Source organism: Pseudomonas sp. GL-RE-26, assembly GCF_019956275.1.
Taxonomy (GTDB): domain Bacteria; phylum Pseudomonadota; class Gammaproteobacteria; order Pseudomonadales; family Pseudomonadaceae; genus Aquipseudomonas; species Aquipseudomonas grandcourensis.
In genome coordinates this window covers 16,043-34,465 of record NZ_JAHBDI010000028.1, presented here as the reverse complement: position 1 = coordinate 34,465, position 18,423 = coordinate 16,043, and the positions used below count along the sequence as shown (strand labels likewise).

Here is an 18,423-nt window from a genome sequence, read left to right as displayed (position 1 = left end):
AGGTTGTGTAACAACAAACAGATGAAGACCCAGGCAAACGCCCCGACTTGTTCGGGGCGTTTGCTTTTGTGCGGGCTCAGTTACGCAGGGGAGCGAAAGGTAGGTATCGCCTGACATCCATCGGTAGGACTTGCGAAAGAAAATCCTGATTTGTTAATTGCTGGCGCAAACGATGATTGTTGCGGCTAAAAACCACTGTATTAAATGGGGTATAGCAGGACCGGTTTGCTCGGCGTGACTCATGTCACGTCAAGGGTGCGCTTAAAGTCGCTGGGGGTTTATGAGGAAATGGAGTTTCGTGAATGGCGTTAACAGGAAGCGTGACCCTAAAACGGTGGTTGGCTCTAAGCGTGCTGATGCTGCCTGTATTGCTGGTGACAGTTGACAATACGGTGCTTGGATTCGCGTTACCAAAAATTGCCGAGGCCCTGCGTCCGAGTGCTAGCCAGCAACTGTGGATGATCGATGCTTATTCGCTGGTATTGGCGGGGTTGCTGGTGTCGATGGGCAGTCTGGGAGATCGGGTCGGTCATCGTAAGTTATTGCTGATCGGGTCCTTGGGTTTTGCGATTGTGTCGGTGCTAACCGCGTATTCCGATACCGCCACGCAACTGATTGCCGGGCGAGCTTGCATGGGCGTTTTCGGTGCAATGCTGATGCCCTCAACGTTGGCGTTGATACGTTCGGTGTTCGAGGACCGAGAAGAACGCAGACTAGCAGTCGCGATCTGGGCAACGACGTTGACGGTCGGCTCGGCACTCGGTCCTTTGGTGGGCGGGGTGTTGCTGGAATTCTTCAGTTGGGGGTCGATTTTCCTGTTGGCGGTGCCCGTGTTGGTGCCACTGCTGGTATTGGGGCCACTGTTGTTGCCCGAATCCGAGCGAGATGTTTCAGGACCGCTGGATCCGCTTAGCATCCTGCAATCGATGGTTGCCCTTGGTGCCATCGTTTATGGCGTTAAACACAGCGCCAGTAATGGTATCGACTGGATGACGCTGACAGCGTTTGCAGTCGGCGCAGTTGCGGGCTGGATGTTTGTGCGTCGACAGTTACGTCTGCCAGTGCCGCTGATGGACCTGAGTCTGTTCCGCAGTGGCACCTTTAGCGGCTCTGTCGCGATCAATTTGATGAGTCTCGCGTTTCTCGTCGGCTTCGTATTCTTTACCACTCAGTTCCTGCAAATCGTTCTTCAGATGTCGCCCTTGAGTGCTAGCCTCGCGTTGATTCCTGGTCAGGTCATGGCGATTGTAGTGGGGATGGCGGTCGTGCCTGTCGCACAGCGATTACAGGTGCATGTGCTGATACCGATTTTGATGGCGTTTGCTGGAGCGGCGTTGTTGCTGGTCGCCAGCATGGGCAGTAGCCTGACCGTTCTAGTGGTGGCTTTTGCCTTGCTGAACATTGGCGTGGGCGCGATCGCGACGGTGTCCAATGATGTGATTTTGTCAGCCGCACCACCGGCAAAGGCGGGCGCCGCGTCGGCCATTAGCGAAACGGCCTATGAAGTGGGCGTAGTTTTGGGGACGACAGTGCTCGGCGGTGTCGTCACCGCCTACTATCGCGGCGCATTGCAGCTTCCGGGGTTCCTGAGCGAAGTGCAGATGATGCTGGCGAGAGAGACGCTGTCTGGCGCCTATCATGTGGCGGCAGACTTGTCGGGTGATCAAGCAAGGGAATTGATGGCGCAGGCGGGAAGGGCATTCGAAGGTGGGATCGGTTTGGTTTCGTGGGTGACGTTCGGCTTGGCACTCATGGCGGTTTTGATTGCTTGGCGCACTCTGCGGACACCGAAAACGCAATCCGCAGAGGGGCATTGATCGAAAACGAAGATTGGGCCGCGCATCGCACGGCCCGAGCATTTCAGCACAATGCTTGCTCAGCGGCCGTCCGCAGGTATGCTGTTGGCCTGCCGAGGAGATTGAAAATGGCCTACGATTTTGACCTTTATGTGATTGGTGCCGGTTCCGGCGGTGTGCGGGCTGCGCGGTTTGCCGCCGGGTTCGGCGCGAAAGTGGCCGTGGCCGAGAGCCGCTACCTGGGCGGGACCTGTGTGAACGTCGGCTGCGTGCCGAAAAAATTGCTGGTCTACGGGGCGCATTTCGCCGAAGACTTCGAGCAGGCTTCGGGTTTTGGCTGGAGCCTGGATGAAGCGCAGTTCGACTGGCCGACATTGATCGCCAACAAGGACCGCGAGATCAATCGCCTCAATGGCATTTATCGCAACCTGCTGGTCAACAGTGGCGTGACCTTGCATGAGGGGCACGCGAAGATCGTCGATCCGCATCAGGTCGAGATCAATGGCGAGCGCTTTACCGCCAAAAATATCCTGATCGCTACCGGTGGCTGGCCGCAGATTCCGGAGATTCCGGGGCACGAGCATGCGATCAGTTCCAACCAGGCGTTCTTCCTCAAAGAGCTGCCCAAGCGTGTGCTGGTGGTGGGCGGTGGCTACATTGCGGTCGAGTTCGCCGGGATCTTCCACGGTTTGGGTGCCAAGACCACGCTGCTGTATCGCGGCGAGTTGTTCCTGCGCGGCTTCGACGGTTCCGTGCGCAAGCATTTGCAGGAAGAGTTGACCAAGCGCGGCATGGACCTGCAATTCAATACGGACATCGAGCGCATCGACAAGCAGGCCGATGGCAGCCTGAATGTTACGCTCAAGGATGGTCGCCAGCTGGAAGCCGATTGCGTGTTCTACGCCACGGGCCGTCGTCCGATGCTGGACAACCTGGGGCTGGAAAACACCGGGGTCAAACTCGACAAGAAAGGCTTTGTCGAGGTTGATGAGCTGTATCAAACCGCCGAGCCGTCGATCCTGGCGCTGGGCGATGTGATCGGTCGTGTTCAACTGACTCCGGTGGCCCTGGCTGAAGGCATGGCGGTTGCACGGCGCCTGTTCAAGCCAGAGCAGTATCGTCCAGTGGATTACAAGATGATCCCGACGGCGGTGTTCAGCCTGCCGAACATCGGCACCGTCGGTTTGACCGAGGAAGAGGCTCGCGAAGCCGGCCACGAGGTGCAGATCTTCGAAAGCCGCTTCCGGCCGATGAAGCTGACCCTGACCGAATGCCAGGAGCGCACGCTGATGAAGCTGGTGGTGGACGCCAGGACCGACAAGGTCTTGGGTTGCCACATGGTCGGCCCGGAAGCCGGTGAAATCGTCCAGGGCCTGGCAATTGCCTTGAAGGCCGGCGCCACCAAGCGCGACTTCGACGAAACCATCGGGGTGCATCCGACGGCCGCTGAAGAGTTCGTCACCATGCGTACGCCGGTCGCCGGTTAAGCGTCCTTCGCTGCGTCTGCCGCTGCCGCCAGGGTCGCGGCCAGACGTACGCGCTCTTCCAGATCCGCCCGGGTCTTGGCCAGATCCATTTCCAGTGACCTGTTGAGTTGCGACTGCTCATCGACGTTCTGCTTGAGTGCCTGGCTTTCCAGCAGGGCGACGCGCAGGCGTTCCTGGAGGAGGGTGCGCTCGCCGTCGACGCGAGTGGCCTGCTCCAGCAATTGATCCTGGCGGGTATTGCTTTGCTTGAGCTGTTCTTGCAGCAGGCTCAGTTCGCGCAGCGTGCCGCGATTTTCAGTCAGCAAGCGTTCATTGTCGCGGTGCAGCTGGGTGATTTCATCCTGGCGTACCAGCGCGCTTTGTTGTGCCTGGCGCAGTTCCATCTGTAGCTGTTGCACCTGGCCTTCGTGGCGGCTCATTTCCTGTTCGCGCTGTTCCTTGACCGCATTGCGGTAGTGCTCCAGCGCGTCGCGAGTGTGCAGGTGTTTTTCTTCAAGGGAGCGGATCTGCTCGTCCTTGTCCTTCAAGCGCAGTTCGAAATCGGCCAGCGCCTGGTTCAACCCGGCGTTGCGGGTTTGCTCCGTTTGCAGCATGGCACGGGTTTCTTGCAGGGCCTCGGACTCCTGGGTCAGCGCCAGGCTTTGAAATTCATATTGCTGGTGCAGTTCGCTGTTGGCCTCTTGCGCTTCGCTGAGCTGGTTATCCAGCGCTTTGCGTTGGTCCTCGTACTGCGTGCGCGCCTGGTCGATGGGCTCCTGCGCCTGCTCCTTGAGTCGTTGCGCGAGCCGCGCCACCAGCGCCATCAGTTCGTCGTCGATCGGTTCTGTCGGTGCGTCGACAGGTTCGACCCTGTCGTCGAGTTCCTTGAGGTAGCGATGGATCGTGGTTTTCGAGCCGGTATTGCCCATCTCGATCCGTACGGCATCGATGCTGGGGTTTTCGCCGCGGGCGAGGATCGCCAACCGAGCGGCTTGAACCACCGCTTTATTTACACCGCCGCGTGCCATGAGATCTCCAGGGTTTTGATGATGTGGTACGTACCACGTAAATACACATTGTACCATTCAATTTATAAAGTTAAATACTGAACGTAACTAACACGGGATATACTGGTATTACCCCGTGTGATGCACCCAGTACCGGTTTTTGACCCGTCAAAGCGGTATGAATTCAAGAGTTGACCCCATGACCGAGCTGGATCGTTACCTGCAAGCGGCGACGCGCGACAACACCCGTCGCAGCTATCGCGCAGCCATCGAGCATTTCGAAGTCACGTGGGGCGGTTTTCTGCCGGCCACCGGCGACAGCGTGGCGCGCTACCTGGTGGCCCATGCCGGAGTGTTGTCGATCAACACACTGAAACTGCGCTTGTCGGCATTGGCGCAGTGGCACAACAGCCAGGGGTTTGCCGATCCCACCAAGGCGCCAGTGGTGCGCAAGGTATTCAAGGGCATTCGCGCGTTGCACCCGGCCCAGGAAAAACAAGCCGAACCCTTGCAGCTTCAACATCTGGAGCAGGTGGTCAGTTGCCTGGAGCAAGAAGTGCAGACAGCCAGGGTCGCAGGCGACCGACCGGGTCTACTGCGGGCCAGGCGCGACATGGCCCTGATCCTGCTGGGCTTCTGGCGGGGCTTTCGCAGTGATGAGTTGTGCCGGCTCCAGGTGGAACACGTGCAGGCCAACGCCGGTTCCGGCATCAGTCTCTATCTGCCGCGCAGCAAGAGTGATCGCGACAACCTCGGCAAGACCTACCATACGCCGGCCTTGCAACGCTTGTGTCCGGTGCAGGCTTATATCGACTGGATTACCGAGGCAGCACTGGTGCGTGGGCCGGTGTTCCGTGGCATCGACCGCTGGGGGCATCTGGGCGAGGAGGGATTGCACGCCAACAGCGTGATTCCGTTATTGCGTCAGGCGTTGGCGCGGGCAGGTATTGCCGGCGAGCTTTATACCAGCCACTCCTTGCGTCGCGGTTTTGCCACCTGGGCGCATCAGAGTGGCTGGGACCTGAAGTCGCTGATGAGCTATGTGGGTTGGAAGGACATGAAGTCGGCCATGCGTTACATCGAGGCCAGTCCGTTCCTCGGCATGGCGCGCATCACGGAAAAGCCCGTGTCACCCTAGATACCGTTTTCTTCTATTAATACCGCTGGCTAATAGCGAAAGCCAATCAGCAGCATCAGGTTTGCCAATGAGCCAACCGTCCGTCGAGTGGGTAAAGTTCTCTCCATCAACTTCTTAACCCCTGACGGAGAGTCAACGATGCCTATCATCAACAGCCAAGTTAAACCCTTCAAAGCTGACGCATTCAAAAATGGCGACTTCGTAAAAGTCTCGGACGCTGACCTCAAAGGCAAGTGGTCTGTGGTGTTCTTCTACCCGGCCGACTTTACCTTCGTCTGCCCGACTGAACTGGAAGACCTGGCCGACAACTACGACGCGTTCCAGAAGCTGGGCGTCGAGATCTACAGCGTTTCCACCGATACCCATTTCGCCCACGCTGCCTGGCACAACACTTCGCCAGCCATCGGCAAGATCCAGTACACCATGATCGGCGACCCGACCCACGCCATCTCCCGCAACTTCGACGTGCTGATCGAAGAAGCAGGCCTGGCTGACCGTGGCACCTTCGTGATCAACCCTGAAGGCCAGATCAAGATCGTTGAACTGAACGACGGTGGTGTAGGCCGTGACGCTTCCGAGTTGCTGCGCAAGATCAAGGCTGCCCAGTACGTCGCCGCTCACCCAGGCCAGGTTTGCCCGGCCAAGTGGAAAGAAGGCGAGGCCACTCTGGCACCGTCCCTGGACCTGGTCGGCAAGATCTAAGTCTGTGACGCGCTTCATCAGGGCGGACTTCCGCACCTTCTAAGCAAGCTGCACCGCCCAATAAAAACGCCCGGGCGAGATTCGCTCGGGCGTTTTTTTGTCTCAAGAATTCAAGGAAATCGCCCGTATGTTGGACACCAATCTTAAAGCCCAGTTGAAATCGTACCTGGAACGGGTCACCCAGCCGATCGAGATCGTTGCTTCCCTCGACGACGGTGCGAAATCCCAGGAAATGCTCGAACTGTTGAAAGACGTTGCCAGTCTTTCCACCCAGATTACTTTGCTCGACAACGGCGATGATGCACGCAAGCCGTCGTTCTCGATCAATCGCCCGGGCGCCGATATCAGCCTGCGTTTCGCCGGCATCCCGATGGGCCACGAATTCACGTCCTTGGTGCTGGCCTTGCTGCAAGTCGGCGGCCACCCGTCCAAAGCCAGTGTCGAAGTGATCGAACAGATCCGCTCGCTCAAGGGCGAGTTCAACTTCGAGACTTACTTCTCGCTGTCCTGCCAGAACTGCCCGGACGTGGTCCAGGCACTGAACCTGATGGCGGTACTGAACCCGAACATTCGCCACGTCGCCATTGACGGTGCATTGTTCCAGGCCGAAGTCGATGAGCGCCAGATCATGGCGGTCCCAAGCATCTACCTCAACGGTGTGAACTTCGGCCAGGGTCGGATGGGCCTGGAGGAAATCCTCGCCAAGATCGACACCAGCGGCATCGAACGCCAGGCCGAGAAGATTAGCGCCAAGGATGCCTTTGACGTGCTGGTGGTCGGCGGTGGCCCGGCCGGTGCTTCGGCGGCGATCTACGCGGCCCGTAAAGGCATCCGCACAGGTGTCGCGGCTGAGCGTTTTGGTGGGCAGGTGCTGGATACCATGGCCATCGAGAACTTTATCTCGGTGCAGGAAACCGAAGGGCCGAAACTGGCCGTGGCCCTGGAAGAACACGTCAAGCAGTACGACGTGGACATCATGAACCTGCAACGCGCAGACAAATTGATCACTGGCAAAGAAGGTGAGTTGCACGTAGTCCACTTCGCCAGCGGCGCGAAGCTCAAGGCCAAGACCGTGATCCTCGCAACCGGCGCACGGTGGCGTGAAATGAACGTGCCGGGTGAGCAGCAATACCGCAACAAAGGCGTTGCGTACTGCCCGCACTGCGACGGTCCGCTGTTCAAGGGCAAGCGCGTGGCGGTGATTGGTGGTGGTAACTCCGGCGTCGAAGCGGCCATCGACCTGGCCGGTATCGTGTCCCATGTCACGCTGCTGGAGTTCGACGTGCAGTTGCGTGCCGATGCGGTGTTGCAGCGCAAGTTGCACAGCCTGCCGAACGTCACCGTGATCACCAGTGCGCAAACCACTGAAGTCACCGGCGACGGCCAGAAGGTCAACGGTCTGCGCTACAAGGATCGTCAGAGCGATGAATTGCGCAGTGTGGAACTGGAAGGGATCTTTGTGCAGATCGGACTGCTGCCCAACACCGATTGGCTCAAAGGCACCATCGAGTTGTCGCCCCGTGGCGAGATCATCGTCGACGCTCGCGGTGAAACGTCGGTGCCGGGTGTGTTCGCCGCTGGCGACGTGACGACCGTGCCGTACAAGCAGATCGTGATTGCGGTGGGCGAGGGCGCTAAGGCTTCCCTGAGCGCTTTCGATCACTTGATCCGGACTTCCGCCCCGGCATAATCCCAGGCGCTGAAAACTCAAAACCCCATGAGTGATCATGGGGTTTTTTATTTTGCTTTATAACGGAGCTGGCTGAATGATCTCGACCCAGTAGGCGTCCGGGTCCTTGATGAACGCCAGGCTCTTCATGCGGCCATCGCTCAGGCGTTTCTGGAAATCGCAGCCCAGTGCTTCAAAGCGTTCGCAGGCGGCGACGATGTCCGGTACCGAGATGCAGATGTGGCCGAAACCGCGCGGGTCGGTGTTGCCATTGTGGTAGGCGAAATCCGCATCGTTCTCGGTGCCGTGGTTGTGGGTCAGCTCCAGGATGCCGGGGATCGATTTCATCCACTCGGTGCGCGCGGCGGCGTCGGCCGGGATCTGGTTCTTGTCCACCAGCGCCAGGAAATACAGGCTGAACTCGGCTTCCGGGAAGTCGCGCTTTTCCACCAGGGTAAAGCCCAGGATGCGTGTGTAGAAGTCCAGGGACTTGGTGATGTCCTTGACCCGCAGCATGGTGTGGTTGAAGACAAATTTCTGTGTAGCGGCGTCCGGTTGGGCGGTGACGCCGGGGAAGGTGTTCAATTCGTGCAGGCTCATGGGCCCTCCGGGAAATATGTGGGCTAACGAATGGCGACAATGATACGCAAGGGTTCGGACATCACCAAACCCAAACAGTCCGCTATTGCCTGACAGCCGGCCTGGGCCCAGACTTTACGGCTTGATCCTTGAGTGCCCATTGCAATGATTCGATTTCGTAACGTGCTGTTCATCCTGCTGAGCGTGTTTTCGCTGGCTGGCGTTGTTCGCGCCGATGCGCCAGTAATCACCTGGCCGGAAGGCTGGCAGGTCGAAGAAGTGCCTGAATCGGCGTCGGGAGTCAGTCGCCAGCGGGCGGTGAAAAATGATCAGAATGGATCGCCGCTCATGGTGATGGAACTGACCATGAGCCCGGTGCAAAGCGATCATCAGGTAAACCTCGAAGGCGTATTGCTGGAGATGCGCAAGTCGGTTCAAAAAGACTTCTTTCAGGGCGGGTATCAAAGTGTCTGCACGCGCATTCATTCGACTACCTTGAGTCGATTGGCAGCGCTGGAAACAACCTGCACCATCACGCAAAACGGCAGGCATGTGCTTTCGCAAACATTGGTGGCCGCAGTGGATGCCGATAAAGCCTATGTTCTTTCCTACGCAGGGCAGGCCGAGGCTTATAAGGCGAGCCAGGATGAAATAGACGCAGCCCGTAACAGCTTGAAACTTTAGTAAGCGACAGTGCTTTTTCGATGCATGAAGAAAATTTTAGATATCCAAATGGATTAAGCACAAAGTTGGTGGCAATCAGCTAATTGTGCGGTGTCCGCCTTCGGGTTTAGATGGCCCATGAAAAAGCCCTGCAAGAGCAGGGCTTTTTTTGTCGCCGCGAGAGTTAGCCGCGCAGCCAGGAATCAACGGTGGCTGCACCGTACTGTTCTTTCCAGGCTTTCAGGCCGCGGTGGTTGCCGCCCTTGGTTTCAATCAGCTCGCCGGTGTGCGGGTTCTGATAAACCTTGACCACACGGGCGCGGCGGGTTTTAGGTGCTGCCTGCTGCAGGCCGGATTTTGCCGGGTTAGGGTCGAGAATGGCGATGATGTCGCGCAGGCTCTTGCCATAGGTTTTCATCAAGCCCTGGAGCTTTTCTTCGAATTCGATTTCTTTCTTGAGCCCGGCATCGTTCTTCAGGGATTCCAACTGCTTGAGCTGTTCTTGAAGGGCCTTTTCGGCTGCACGAAATTCAGCGAGTCTGGACAATATCTTTACTCCAATAGTGTGTTTGGCTGATACCAACCGCAAACAAAGCTATAAGCCAAGAGCCTTGAAGCGACTCGGTGATAGTGGCTCACCTGCCAATTTAGCGCAGGCATGAAAAATTGTAGTAGTTAATTGGCCAAGAGTAAATCCTGTCTTTTTCTTCATGTAACGTCAGTAGTGTTTTGATTCAAATTGGTGCGGCTAATCGTTTGTTTTGGCGATTAAATTCGCGAGTTAATGGTCGCTTAATGCACTAATGAATTCCGCGCCGGGCATGGGTTTTCCGAACAGATAACCTTGCAGGAAGTTGACCTGGTGAACGCTCAGGTAATCACTCTGCTCACGGGTTTCGACACCTTCGGCCACCAGGGCAAGGTCGAGTTTGACCGCCAGTTCGATGATGCTGTCGAGGATGTGGCTCGACAGTGTGTCGACGCCGATCATGGCGACAAAACTCTGGTCGATTTTCAGAAAATCGACATTGAACTGCCGCAGGTAGCCAAGGCTTGAGTGGCCCGTGCCGAAGTCGTCGATGGCGATTTTCACGCCCAGTTCGCGAAGTTGCTCGAACAATTGCAGGGTAATGGCCGTGGGCTCGATCAGTTCACGTTCGGTCAGCTCCAGTACCAGATGGATCGAGCCCGGCTCGAAGGCATCGAGGAACTCGCGGCAATCCTTGACCAGTTCCAGGTCCTGGCAATGGCTGGCGGTGATGTTGATGCCAACGTGAAACGGCTTGTTGAAGCTGGCCGATTGCGGTGCGAGCAGGGCGGCGGTTTGTCGCATCAGCGAGCGGGTCATCGGTACGATCAGCCCGGAGTGTTCGGCAAACGGAATGAACAGATCCGGACGCACCAGGCCTTCCTTCGGATGTTGCCAGCGCATCAGCACTTCAGCGCCGGACCAGCTTTTGCTGTCGCCATGCACCACGGGCTGGAAATACGGAATGAACTCTTTGGCTTCCAGTGCCCGCTGCATTTCATAGGTGGGTGACGACGAGCGCTTTTGCAGGAAGTGACCGATTGCCCCGGCAATCACACCAAAGAAAATAAGCAGGCTGAACAGCGGTGGATATTCGCTGCTCATGTAGCGCCAGGTTTCGCCTTTGGGGAAACCGGCTTCCACGGCAAAAGCATAGTGCCCGGAGGTCAAACGACTTTGCGCAACGGGCAACTCGGGCGCAGCGCCCGTATGAAACTTGCCGTCGGCGGACAACCAGTCCGGGCCGACTTGCAGCAACAGCAAGGTCTTGCGGCCGATCAGGCGCAGGATATTGCTCAAGTGATAACCATCGATGGTCGTCAACGCGCCTTTTTTTCCTTCGCTCAGGCGGTACACCAGCAAGGCGGTGTTGGGCGTTACCGGATTGCCGCTCATGAGCCATAAGGCGCCCTGGGTGTAGTCACCGGGGTTGACCGTCTCCTGGTAGTCGCCGAACAGAGAGCTGCAATAGAGGTTGTTGTCCCACACCAGATTGGTTGAGCGCACGAAGGGGCGGCGGGTGACCTGCTCGCGCAGCGCCAGTTTGACGTCACTGCAACTTTGGCCCGCCAGCGGTATCAATTCACGAGCGGCCTGGGCGGTGCTGTCGAGCATCAGGTCGAACTGGCGAATCGCTTCTTCGGCGGTTTGCTGGGTGTCTTGTTGGAGCGCACGCCCTGCTTGCAGGTAAAGAATGGCAGCCCCCAGCAGTACCGGGAGCAATCCACTGATCAGGGTGACCGCAATTTTTTTTCTGCGACTGCGGGTTTTGGCTTTCAACGGCATTCGCGAATCCTGTCACGAAGAAATAAGGCTCTCAAATGATGGCAGGGCAAAACGCCTCCCATGAAGAGTTCGGGTATGGCCAATGATAGTTGGCCGTTGGCGGTTATGCGGCTCAACGCAAGTCAAGGCTTTCGGCCAGCTTGATAAAGGCCAGTGTCGCCGGTGATGCCTGGCGTCGATCGAGCACTGCCAGGCCGACCTGCCGCAACACTGCCGGCGACAGTGGTTTTTTCACCCAGCGGCGGTCAATCTGTTCGGGCAATGAACCTTCGGCAACCACCGTCACTGCGTCGCCACGAGCGACGACATCCAGGGTGCTGATCAACTGCGAGCAGCGATAACGGATGTTGGGCGTCAGTCGGGCCGCCGTGAACAGGCGTGAAACCAGCTCCGAAGAACCGGCCTCGGTCAGCACGAACGGGAAATCGCACAGGTCCTTCAGGCTCAGGCTGTCGTGAATCGCCAACGGGTGGCCGGCGGGCAGCAGCGCAACCATCTGGTCTTCGATCAGCGCGACCGTGTCGAAACGCTCCTCGGGCAATACCACAAAGCCGATGTCGATCCGTCGTTCCTCCAGCCACTGGAGCACTTGGCGGTCCGGGCCTTCGTCGATATGCACCTCGATGCCGGGATGGGCGGCGCGGTACTGCTGCAGAATCAACGGCAGCAATTTGATCGATGAGGTCGGGCCGAAGGAGCCGATGCGCAGCGTACCGCGTTTCATGCCCCGCGCATCGGCCGCTTCCTGGCGCAGGGTGTTGGCCAGGCCGAGCATCGCCCGGGCGCGCAGCAATAACTGCTGGCCAATGTCGCTCAGTTCGACCTGGGATTGATGGCGGCGCAACAGTTCGACACCCAACTCCAGTTCCAGGGACTTCAACGCATGGGACACCGCCGATTGGGAAATACCCAGGCGATTGGCCGCTGCCGTGAAACCGTGGAGTTCGGCCACCAGGGAGAAAATCTCCAGTTGAGTGAGGGTCATGAGTGTTTGCTCATTTTACGATGACTGGGTATTAGCCGAATGATACGGCATCTCTCCACTATCCGGTCCTGGAATCCATGACGATCTGCGAGCAAAGCCTGGCAAAACCCTCGGATTTGCCGGTGTATCTGAAACTGGCGGCGGTCACCATGGTGTGGGGTGGCACCTTCGTCGCCGGACGCTATCTGGCTGGTAGCCTCAGCCCGTTACTGGCGGCCAGCCTGCGGTTTCTCCTGGCCAGCCTGGCGTTGCTGCTGTTTATAAGCATGGCGCGCACACCGCTGGTCCGGCCCAACCCCCGGCAATGGCTGCAACTGTCATTGCTTGGCTTTTTCGGGATCTTTTTCTACAACCTGTGCTTCTTTTACGGCCTGCATTACATCAGCGCTTCACGGGCGTCCTTGATCGTGGCGCTGAATCCGGCGGTGATCGGCCTCGCTTCCTGGCTGCTGTTCAAGGAGCGTTTGAACCGGGCCAAAGTCGTCGGCATTGCAATCTGCATGGCGGGCGCGAGCATGGTGATCGTCAGTCGCGACCCGCAACTACTGGCCGGCGGTGCCGGTGCCTGGCTCGGCGATCTGCTGATTTTCGGCTGCGTCCTCGGCTGGGGTGTTTACTCGCTGTGCTCCAAAGAGCTGAACCACAGCCTGGGACCGGTGCAAACCGTGACCTGGTCGATCCTGCTGGGCACCGTCATGCTCTGGACCACCAGCATCGTGCGCGGAGAGGTGAGTGTCGCCGCGATCGCCCAACTGGGTACGCAGCAATGGTTGAGCCTTTTGTACCTGGGCGTGCTGGGATCGGCGCTGGCGTACATTGGCTACTACGACGGCATCCGCAAGATCGGCGCGACCCGTTCCGGGGTGTTCATTGCCTTGAACCCGTTGACGGCGGTGATCCTTGGCGCGCTGCTGCTGGATGAGCCGCTGACGCTGGCCATGTGCCTGGGTGGCGGGCTGATTCTGGCGGGGATTTTCCTCTGCAACAAACCCCTTGCGCGGGTATGGAAAAAGGGGATTTGATACAGAAGGCGGACAAACTGATTTACGCTGTGTAGAATCGGGTTACGCATACAATAATAATCGTCTTCTGGCAGCAGAAGCCTCGCCCGCAAGAGCCTTGGGTCGAAAATGAAGATATTCGGGTTTCAACTGATCTACGGTGACTTTCTCGCCCGCAGTGTGCGGGGTATCTCCTGTGCGCCACCCACCGGTCTCAGCATTGCTTACAACTAACCTTTGTTAATTGATAAAAAAATGATGAGGCGCCGACCATGGCAGATTTATACGAAAACCCAATGGGCCTGATGGGCTTTGAATTCATCGAGCTCGCATCGCCGACCCCGAACACCCTGGAACCGATCTTCGAGATCATGGGCTTCACCAAGGTGGCGACCCACCGTTCCAAGGACGTGCACCTGTATCGCCAGGGCGCGATCAACCTGATCCTCAACAACGAACCCCACAGCGTCGCCTCGTACTTCGCGGCCGAGCACGGTCCGTCGGTGTGCGGCATGGCGTTTCGCGTCAAGGATTCGCAAAAAGCCTATAAGCGTGCCCTGGAACTCGGCGCCCAGCCGATCCACATCGAAACCGGCCCGATGGAGCTGAACCTGCCGGCGATCAAAGGCATCGGTGGTGCGCCGCTGTACCTGATCGACCGTTTCGGCGAAGGCAGCTCGATCTATGACATCGACTTCGTGTTCATCGAAGGCGTCGACCGCCATCCGGTCGGTGCCGGCCTGAAGATCATCGATCACCTGACCCACAACGTGTATCGCGGTCGCATGGCCTACTGGGCCAACTTCTACGAGAAGCTGTTCAACTTCCGCGAAATCCGCTACTTCGACATCAAGGGTGAATACACCGGCCTGACCTCCAAGGCCATGACCGCACCCGATGGCATGATCCGCATCCCGCTGAACGAAGAGTCGTCCAAGGGCGCCGGCCAGATCGAAGAGTTCCTGATGCAGTTCAACGGCGAGGGCATCCAGCACGTTGCGTTCCTGTCCGATGATCTGCTCAAGACTTGGGACCACCTGAAAAGCATCGGCATGCGCTTCATGACCGCGCCGCCGGAAACCTACTACGAAATGCTCGAAGGCCGTTTGCCGAACCACGGCGAGCCGGTGGGCGAACTGCAGGCGCGGGGCATTTTGCTGGACGGTTCGTCCGATTCGGGCGACAAGCGTCTGCTGTTGCAGATCTTCTCGGAAACCCTGATGGGGCCGGTGTTCTTCGAGTTCATCCAGCGCAAGGGCGACGACGGTTTCGGCGAAGGTAACTTCAAGGCGCTGTTCGAATCCATCGAGCGTGACCAGGTTCGTCGTGGTGTGTTGTCCACTGACTGATCCAAAGTAAAAAACCGGTCGTTGACCGGTTTTTTTTGATCAAAAGATCGCAGCCTTCGGCAGCTCCTACATGGTTTGCATTCCCTGTAGGAGCTGCCGAAGGCTGCGATTTTTTGCGTTAAGGTCTGCGCTGGCGGACCAGATGCTTGAACCCTTCGAACACCAGCACCAACACGGCCATCCAGATCGGGATGTAGGTCAGCCATTCGCCGGCCTTGATACTCTCCCCAAGCAACAACGCCACGCCCAGCAGCAACACCGGTTCGACATAGCTCAACAAGCCGAACAGGCTGAACGGCAGCAGGCGACTGGCAATGATGTAGACCACCAGTGCCGAGGCGCTGATCACGCCGAGCATCGGGATCAACAGCGACAACCATGGATGCTGTTCAAACACTCCGAAACCTTGCGCGCCGCTCTGGACGAACCAGAACGCTACCGGCAGCGTCAATGCCATGTCCAGCCATAACCCGCCGAGGTTGTCCGCCGCCAGCCGTTTGCGCAGGACGAAGTAGGTCGGATAGCCAATGCAGACCAGCAAGGTCGCCCAGGAAAAACCACCGACCTGATACACCTCGTTGACCACCCCCAGGCAGGCGAACACCACCGCGACTTTTTGCAGATAGGACAGGCGTTCGCCGTAGGCCAGGCGACCGGTCAGGACCATGGTCAGCGGCAGCAGGAAATAGCCGAGTGATACGTCGAGGCTGTAGCCGTTCAACGGCGCCCACATGAACAGCCACAGCTGCACACCGAGCAGGGCAGAGGAGGCGATCAACGCGCCCATCAGTTTCGGATTGGCCTTGGCGCGCCGAACGATCTCCAGCACGCGTTTCCACTCCCCGGACACCACCATGAACACGGTCATGCACGGGACAGTCAGCAGCATGCGCCAACCGAAGATTTCCACGCCGCTCAAGGGGGTGAGCAGCGACGTGTAGTAATACATGACGGCAAACAGCACCGAGGCTGAAACCGATAGAGCGATACCTTTAGACAAGCTGTCCTCGCGAGGTTGAAGGTGAAACGGGGTGCGGAGGATACGTGGTTTTAGCGTCGAATATTGACCAATCAATCAACACGGTCCAACTGTAGGAGCGAGCCTGCTCGCGATAGCGATCTTTCAGCCAACATCTCTGTTGAATGTAGTACCGCTATCGCGAGCAGGCTCGCTCCTACAATGGGTTCTGTGTTGATTCAGGGAGTGCGCGGTGTACGCCCCGACACAAAATGGCTCACATCATTGAACCCCGGTGTCGACGCATGCCCCGGTGTCACCAGCGAATCGATGAACACCTCGTCCTCGGCCGTGATCTTCACCGCCTGCGCCTTAGTGTAGGCGTCCCACTGCGCTTCGGTACGCGGCCCGACAATGGCCGAGGTCACGGCGCTGTTGTTCAGCACCCAGGCAATCGCGAACTCGACGATGCCCACACCGCGCTCCTGGGTGTATTGCTGGATTTGCTGGGCGATGCGCAGGGACTCGACGCGCCATTCGGTTTCCAGGATGCGTTTGTCCTGGCGCCCGGCCCGGCTGTTGGCATCAGGTTTTACATCCGGTGCGTATTTGCCGCTGAGCACCCCGCGCGCCAGCGGGCTGTAGGGCACCACGCCAAGGCCGTAGTTTTGCGCCGCGGTGATCTGCTCGGTTTCAGCCTGGCGGTTGACGATGTTGTACAGCGGCTGGCTGATCACCGGCCGGTCAACGCCGAGCTTGTCGGCCATGCGAATGACTTCGGCGATGCGCCAGCCACGGTAGTTGGACAGGCCCCAGTAACGGATCTTGCCCTGGCGGATCAAGTCGCCGATGGCCGATACCGTGACCTCCAGCGGCGTATTGTGGTCTTCGCGATGCAGGTAATAGATGTCCAGATAGTCGGTGCCCAGGCGCGTCAGGCTGGCATCGATGCCGTTGAACAGATGCTTGCGGCTCAGGCCGCTGCGGTTGGGGACGCCGTCCACGGGACCGAAGCCGACCTTGGTGGCCAGTACCCATTCATGGCGACGGCTGGCGATGGCCTCGCCGACGATCTCCTCGGAACGGCCGTTGGTGTAGACGTCGGCGGTGTCGATGAAGTTGATGCCCTGGTCCCAGGCCTTGTCGATGATTCGCAGGGAATCTTCGGCGCTGGTCTGTTCGCCGAACATCATGGTGCCCAGGGTCAGGGTGGACACCTGCAGACCCGAATGACCCAGCGTGCGGTAGCTCATGAGCAAATCCTTTTACCAGTGGGAAAGGCTCAATCAGATACCAGAACCATTGCCGGGAGCAAACGCAAATCTCAAACACACTCCAATCAACTGTAGGAGTGAGCCTGCTCGCGATGACGGAGTATCAGCCAACATCCATGTTGACTGTGAAACCGCTATCGCGAGCAGGCTCGCTCCTACAGGGGAAGTGGGTGGTGATCAGGCGCGCAGCGTACGGGTCATGCGCAGTGCCAACAGACTGCCGCAGACAATCACACCCGCCAACAGGTACAACGCCGCATCGGTCGAACCGGTGCTGTCCTTGACCCAACCCACCAGGTACGGGCTGAGGAAGCCGGCCATCTGCCCCATCGAGTTGATCAGCGCCAGGCCGCCAGCCGCGGCGCCGGCACTGAGCAGGGCGGTCGGCACCGGCCAGAACATCGGCAGGCCGGTGAGGGCGCCCATGGTGGCGATGGTCAGGCCGAGAATCGCGATGGCCGGGTTGGCGGCGAAGTTCACCGCGATCAGCAGACCCAGTGCCCCCATCAGCATCGGCACCACCAAATGCCAACGACGTTCCTGGCGCAGGTCCGCCGAACGGCCCACCATCAGCATGAACACCGCAGCCAGCAGGTACGGAATCGCACTGAGCCAGCCGATCACCAGGTTATCGCTGAAGCCCAGGTTCTTGATGATCGATGGCAACCAGAAGTTGATTGCGTACACGCCACTCTGGATGCAGAAGTAGATCAGGCCGAAAGCCCAGATCGCCGGGTTCTTGAACACCGCCAGCAGCGAATCGGTCGTGGTTTTCGGCTTGTTCGCCAGATCTTCGGCGTGGTCGGCTTCCAGCACCGAGCGCTCGAACGGGGTCAGCCACTTGGCGTTCGCATAGCTGTCGCTGAGCAGGAAGTAAGCCAGCGCACCGAGGATGACGGTGGGAATGCCTTGCAGGAGGAACATCCACTGCCAGCCAGCGAGACCACCCTGGCCTGTGCCGAAGTGGTTGAGAATCCAGCCGGAGAACGGGCTGCCGAGCAGGCCGGAGACCGGGATCGCCGACATGAACAAGGCCATGATGCGGCCACGGCGGAAGGTCGGGAACCACTGCGAGAGATACAACACCACGCCCGGGAAGAACCCGGCTTCGGCCGCGCCGGTGAACAGGCGCAGGGTATAGAACTCGGTCGGCGTGGTGACGAACAGCAGGCAGGTCGACAGGCTTCCCCAGGTAATCATCATCAGCGCGATCCAGCGCCGTGGGCCGAATTTGGTCAACGCCAGGTTGCTTGGCACGCCGCACAGCACGTAACCGATAAAGAAGATGCCGGCGCCGAGGCCGTACACGGTCTCGCTGAACTTCAGCGCGTCGAGCATCTGCAGTTTGGCAAACCCAACGTTCACCCGGTCGAGGTAGTTGAACAGGTAGCAGATGAAAATGAAGGGGATCAAGCGCAGGGTGATGCGCTTGTAGACGGCGTTTTTGTCGTCAGCGATGGCGTCGGACGCTACGGCGCTCTGTGTCATGGCGGCTCTCTCTTTATTATGATTTTTTGCGATG

16 protein-coding genes are annotated in these 18,423 nt (G+C 58.5%); 8 read left to right on the top strand and 8 right to left on the bottom strand.

The window, feature by feature from the left end:
• Positions 1–302: 302 nt before the first annotated feature.
• Positions 303–1,817 carry an MFS transporter gene (locus KGB07_RS18010; protein ID WP_223466119.1) on the top strand — a complete coding sequence of 505 codons (1,515 nt, stop codon included), beginning with the start codon at positions 303–305 and terminating at the stop codon, positions 1,815–1,817.
• 107 nt (positions 1,818–1,924) lie between these two features.
• On the top strand, positions 1,925–3,283 hold the full coding sequence (gene gorA / locus KGB07_RS18005; protein WP_223466118.1) for a glutathione-disulfide reductase: 1,359 nt from the start codon (positions 1,925–1,927) through the stop codon (positions 3,281–3,283).
• Here gorA and KGB07_RS18000 read toward each other — a convergent pair.
• Entirely contained in the window at positions 3,280–4,290 is a 1,011-nt protein-coding gene (locus KGB07_RS18000) for a DNA-binding protein (RefSeq protein WP_223466117.1), read from the bottom strand. The two genes, gorA and KGB07_RS18000, sit on opposite strands and share 4 nt — an antisense overlap.
• Before the next feature lie 178 nt (positions 4,291–4,468).
• On the opposite strand from KGB07_RS18000, the gene KGB07_RS17995 reads away from it, so the two are divergent.
• The 3 genes from KGB07_RS17995 to ahpF all read left to right on the top strand — a co-directional run bounded on the left by KGB07_RS17995 (position 4,469) and on the right by ahpF (position 7,799).
• Entirely contained in the window at positions 4,469–5,407 is a 939-nt protein-coding gene (locus KGB07_RS17995; RefSeq protein ID WP_046043830.1) for a site-specific integrase, read from the top strand.
• A 138-nt stretch (positions 5,408–5,545) separates the two neighbouring features.
• The gene (ahpC, locus tag KGB07_RS17990; RefSeq protein WP_007975937.1) at positions 5,546–6,109 is read left to right on the top strand and encodes an alkyl hydroperoxide reductase subunit C; all 564 of its coding nucleotides are present in this window, start codon (positions 5,546–5,548) and stop codon (positions 6,107–6,109) included.
• Positions 6,110–6,236: 127 nt separating this feature from the next.
• Positions 6,237–7,799: an alkyl hydroperoxide reductase subunit F gene (gene ahpF / locus KGB07_RS17985; RefSeq protein ID WP_223466115.1), complete on the top strand. Its 1,563-nt coding sequence runs from the start codon at positions 6,237–6,239 to the stop codon at positions 7,797–7,799.
• Between the two features lie 57 nt (positions 7,800–7,856).
• Here the strand turns inward: ahpF and gloA are convergent, their stop codons facing one another.
• Positions 7,857–8,378, bottom strand: a complete 522-nt coding sequence (gloA, locus tag KGB07_RS17980) for a lactoylglutathione lyase (RefSeq protein WP_090455458.1) — start codon at positions 8,376–8,378, stop codon at positions 7,857–7,859.
• 144 nt (positions 8,379–8,522) lie between these two features.
• Here gloA and KGB07_RS17975 point away from each other — a divergent pair, with 144 nt between their 5' ends.
• Positions 8,523–9,041 carry a DUF4946 domain-containing protein gene (locus KGB07_RS17975; protein ID WP_223466141.1) on the top strand — a complete coding sequence of 173 codons (519 nt, stop codon included), beginning with the start codon at positions 8,523–8,525 and terminating at the stop codon, positions 9,039–9,041.
• A gap of 163 nt (positions 9,042–9,204) precedes the next feature.
• On the opposite strand, the gene KGB07_RS17970 is transcribed toward KGB07_RS17975, so the two are convergent.
• The 3 genes from KGB07_RS17970 to KGB07_RS17960 all read right to left on the bottom strand — a co-directional run bounded on the left by KGB07_RS17970 (position 9,205) and on the right by KGB07_RS17960 (position 12,319).
• Complete coding sequence (locus tag KGB07_RS17970; RefSeq protein WP_008065377.1) at positions 9,205–9,567, bottom strand: histone-like nucleoid-structuring protein, MvaT/MvaU family; 363 nt, start codon at positions 9,565–9,567, stop codon at positions 9,205–9,207.
• A gap of 234 nt (positions 9,568–9,801) precedes the next feature.
• Positions 9,802–11,334, bottom strand: coding sequence for an EAL domain-containing protein (locus KGB07_RS17965; protein WP_223466114.1), 1,533 nt, complete (start codon positions 11,332–11,334; stop codon positions 9,802–9,804).
• Positions 11,335–11,446: 112 nt separating this feature from the next.
• Positions 11,447–12,319: a LysR family transcriptional regulator gene (locus KGB07_RS17960; RefSeq protein WP_223466113.1), complete on the bottom strand. Its 873-nt coding sequence runs from the start codon at positions 12,317–12,319 to the stop codon at positions 11,447–11,449.
• Positions 12,320–12,396: 77 nt separating this feature from the next.
• On the opposite strand from KGB07_RS17960, the gene KGB07_RS17955 reads away from it, so the two are divergent.
• Positions 12,397–13,341 carry a DMT family transporter gene (locus KGB07_RS17955; RefSeq protein WP_223466112.1) on the top strand — a complete coding sequence of 315 codons (945 nt, stop codon included), beginning with the start codon at positions 12,397–12,399 and terminating at the stop codon, positions 13,339–13,341.
• A 251-nt stretch (positions 13,342–13,592) separates the two neighbouring features.
• On the top strand, positions 13,593–14,669 hold the full coding sequence (gene hppD, locus KGB07_RS17950) for a 4-hydroxyphenylpyruvate dioxygenase (protein WP_223466111.1): 1,077 nt from the start codon (positions 13,593–13,595) through the stop codon (positions 14,667–14,669).
• A gap of 118 nt (positions 14,670–14,787) precedes the next feature.
• Here the strand turns inward: hppD and rarD are convergent, their stop codons facing one another.
• The 3 genes from rarD to KGB07_RS17935 form a co-directional block, all read right to left on the bottom strand.
• On the bottom strand, positions 14,788–15,669 hold the full coding sequence (gene rarD, locus KGB07_RS17945; protein ID WP_046043816.1) for an EamA family transporter RarD: 882 nt from the start codon (positions 15,667–15,669) through the stop codon (positions 14,788–14,790).
• Between the two features lie 197 nt (positions 15,670–15,866).
• The gene (locus KGB07_RS17940) at positions 15,867–16,880 is read right to left on the bottom strand and encodes an aldo/keto reductase (protein ID WP_223466109.1); all 1,014 of its coding nucleotides are present in this window, start codon (positions 16,878–16,880) and stop codon (positions 15,867–15,869) included.
• 198 nt (positions 16,881–17,078) lie between these two features.
• Positions 17,079–18,389 (bottom strand): MFS transporter, encoded by a 1,311-nt coding sequence (locus tag KGB07_RS17935; RefSeq protein WP_223466108.1) that lies wholly within the window; start codon positions 18,387–18,389, stop codon positions 17,079–17,081.
• Positions 18,390–18,423 lie beyond the last annotated feature (34 nt).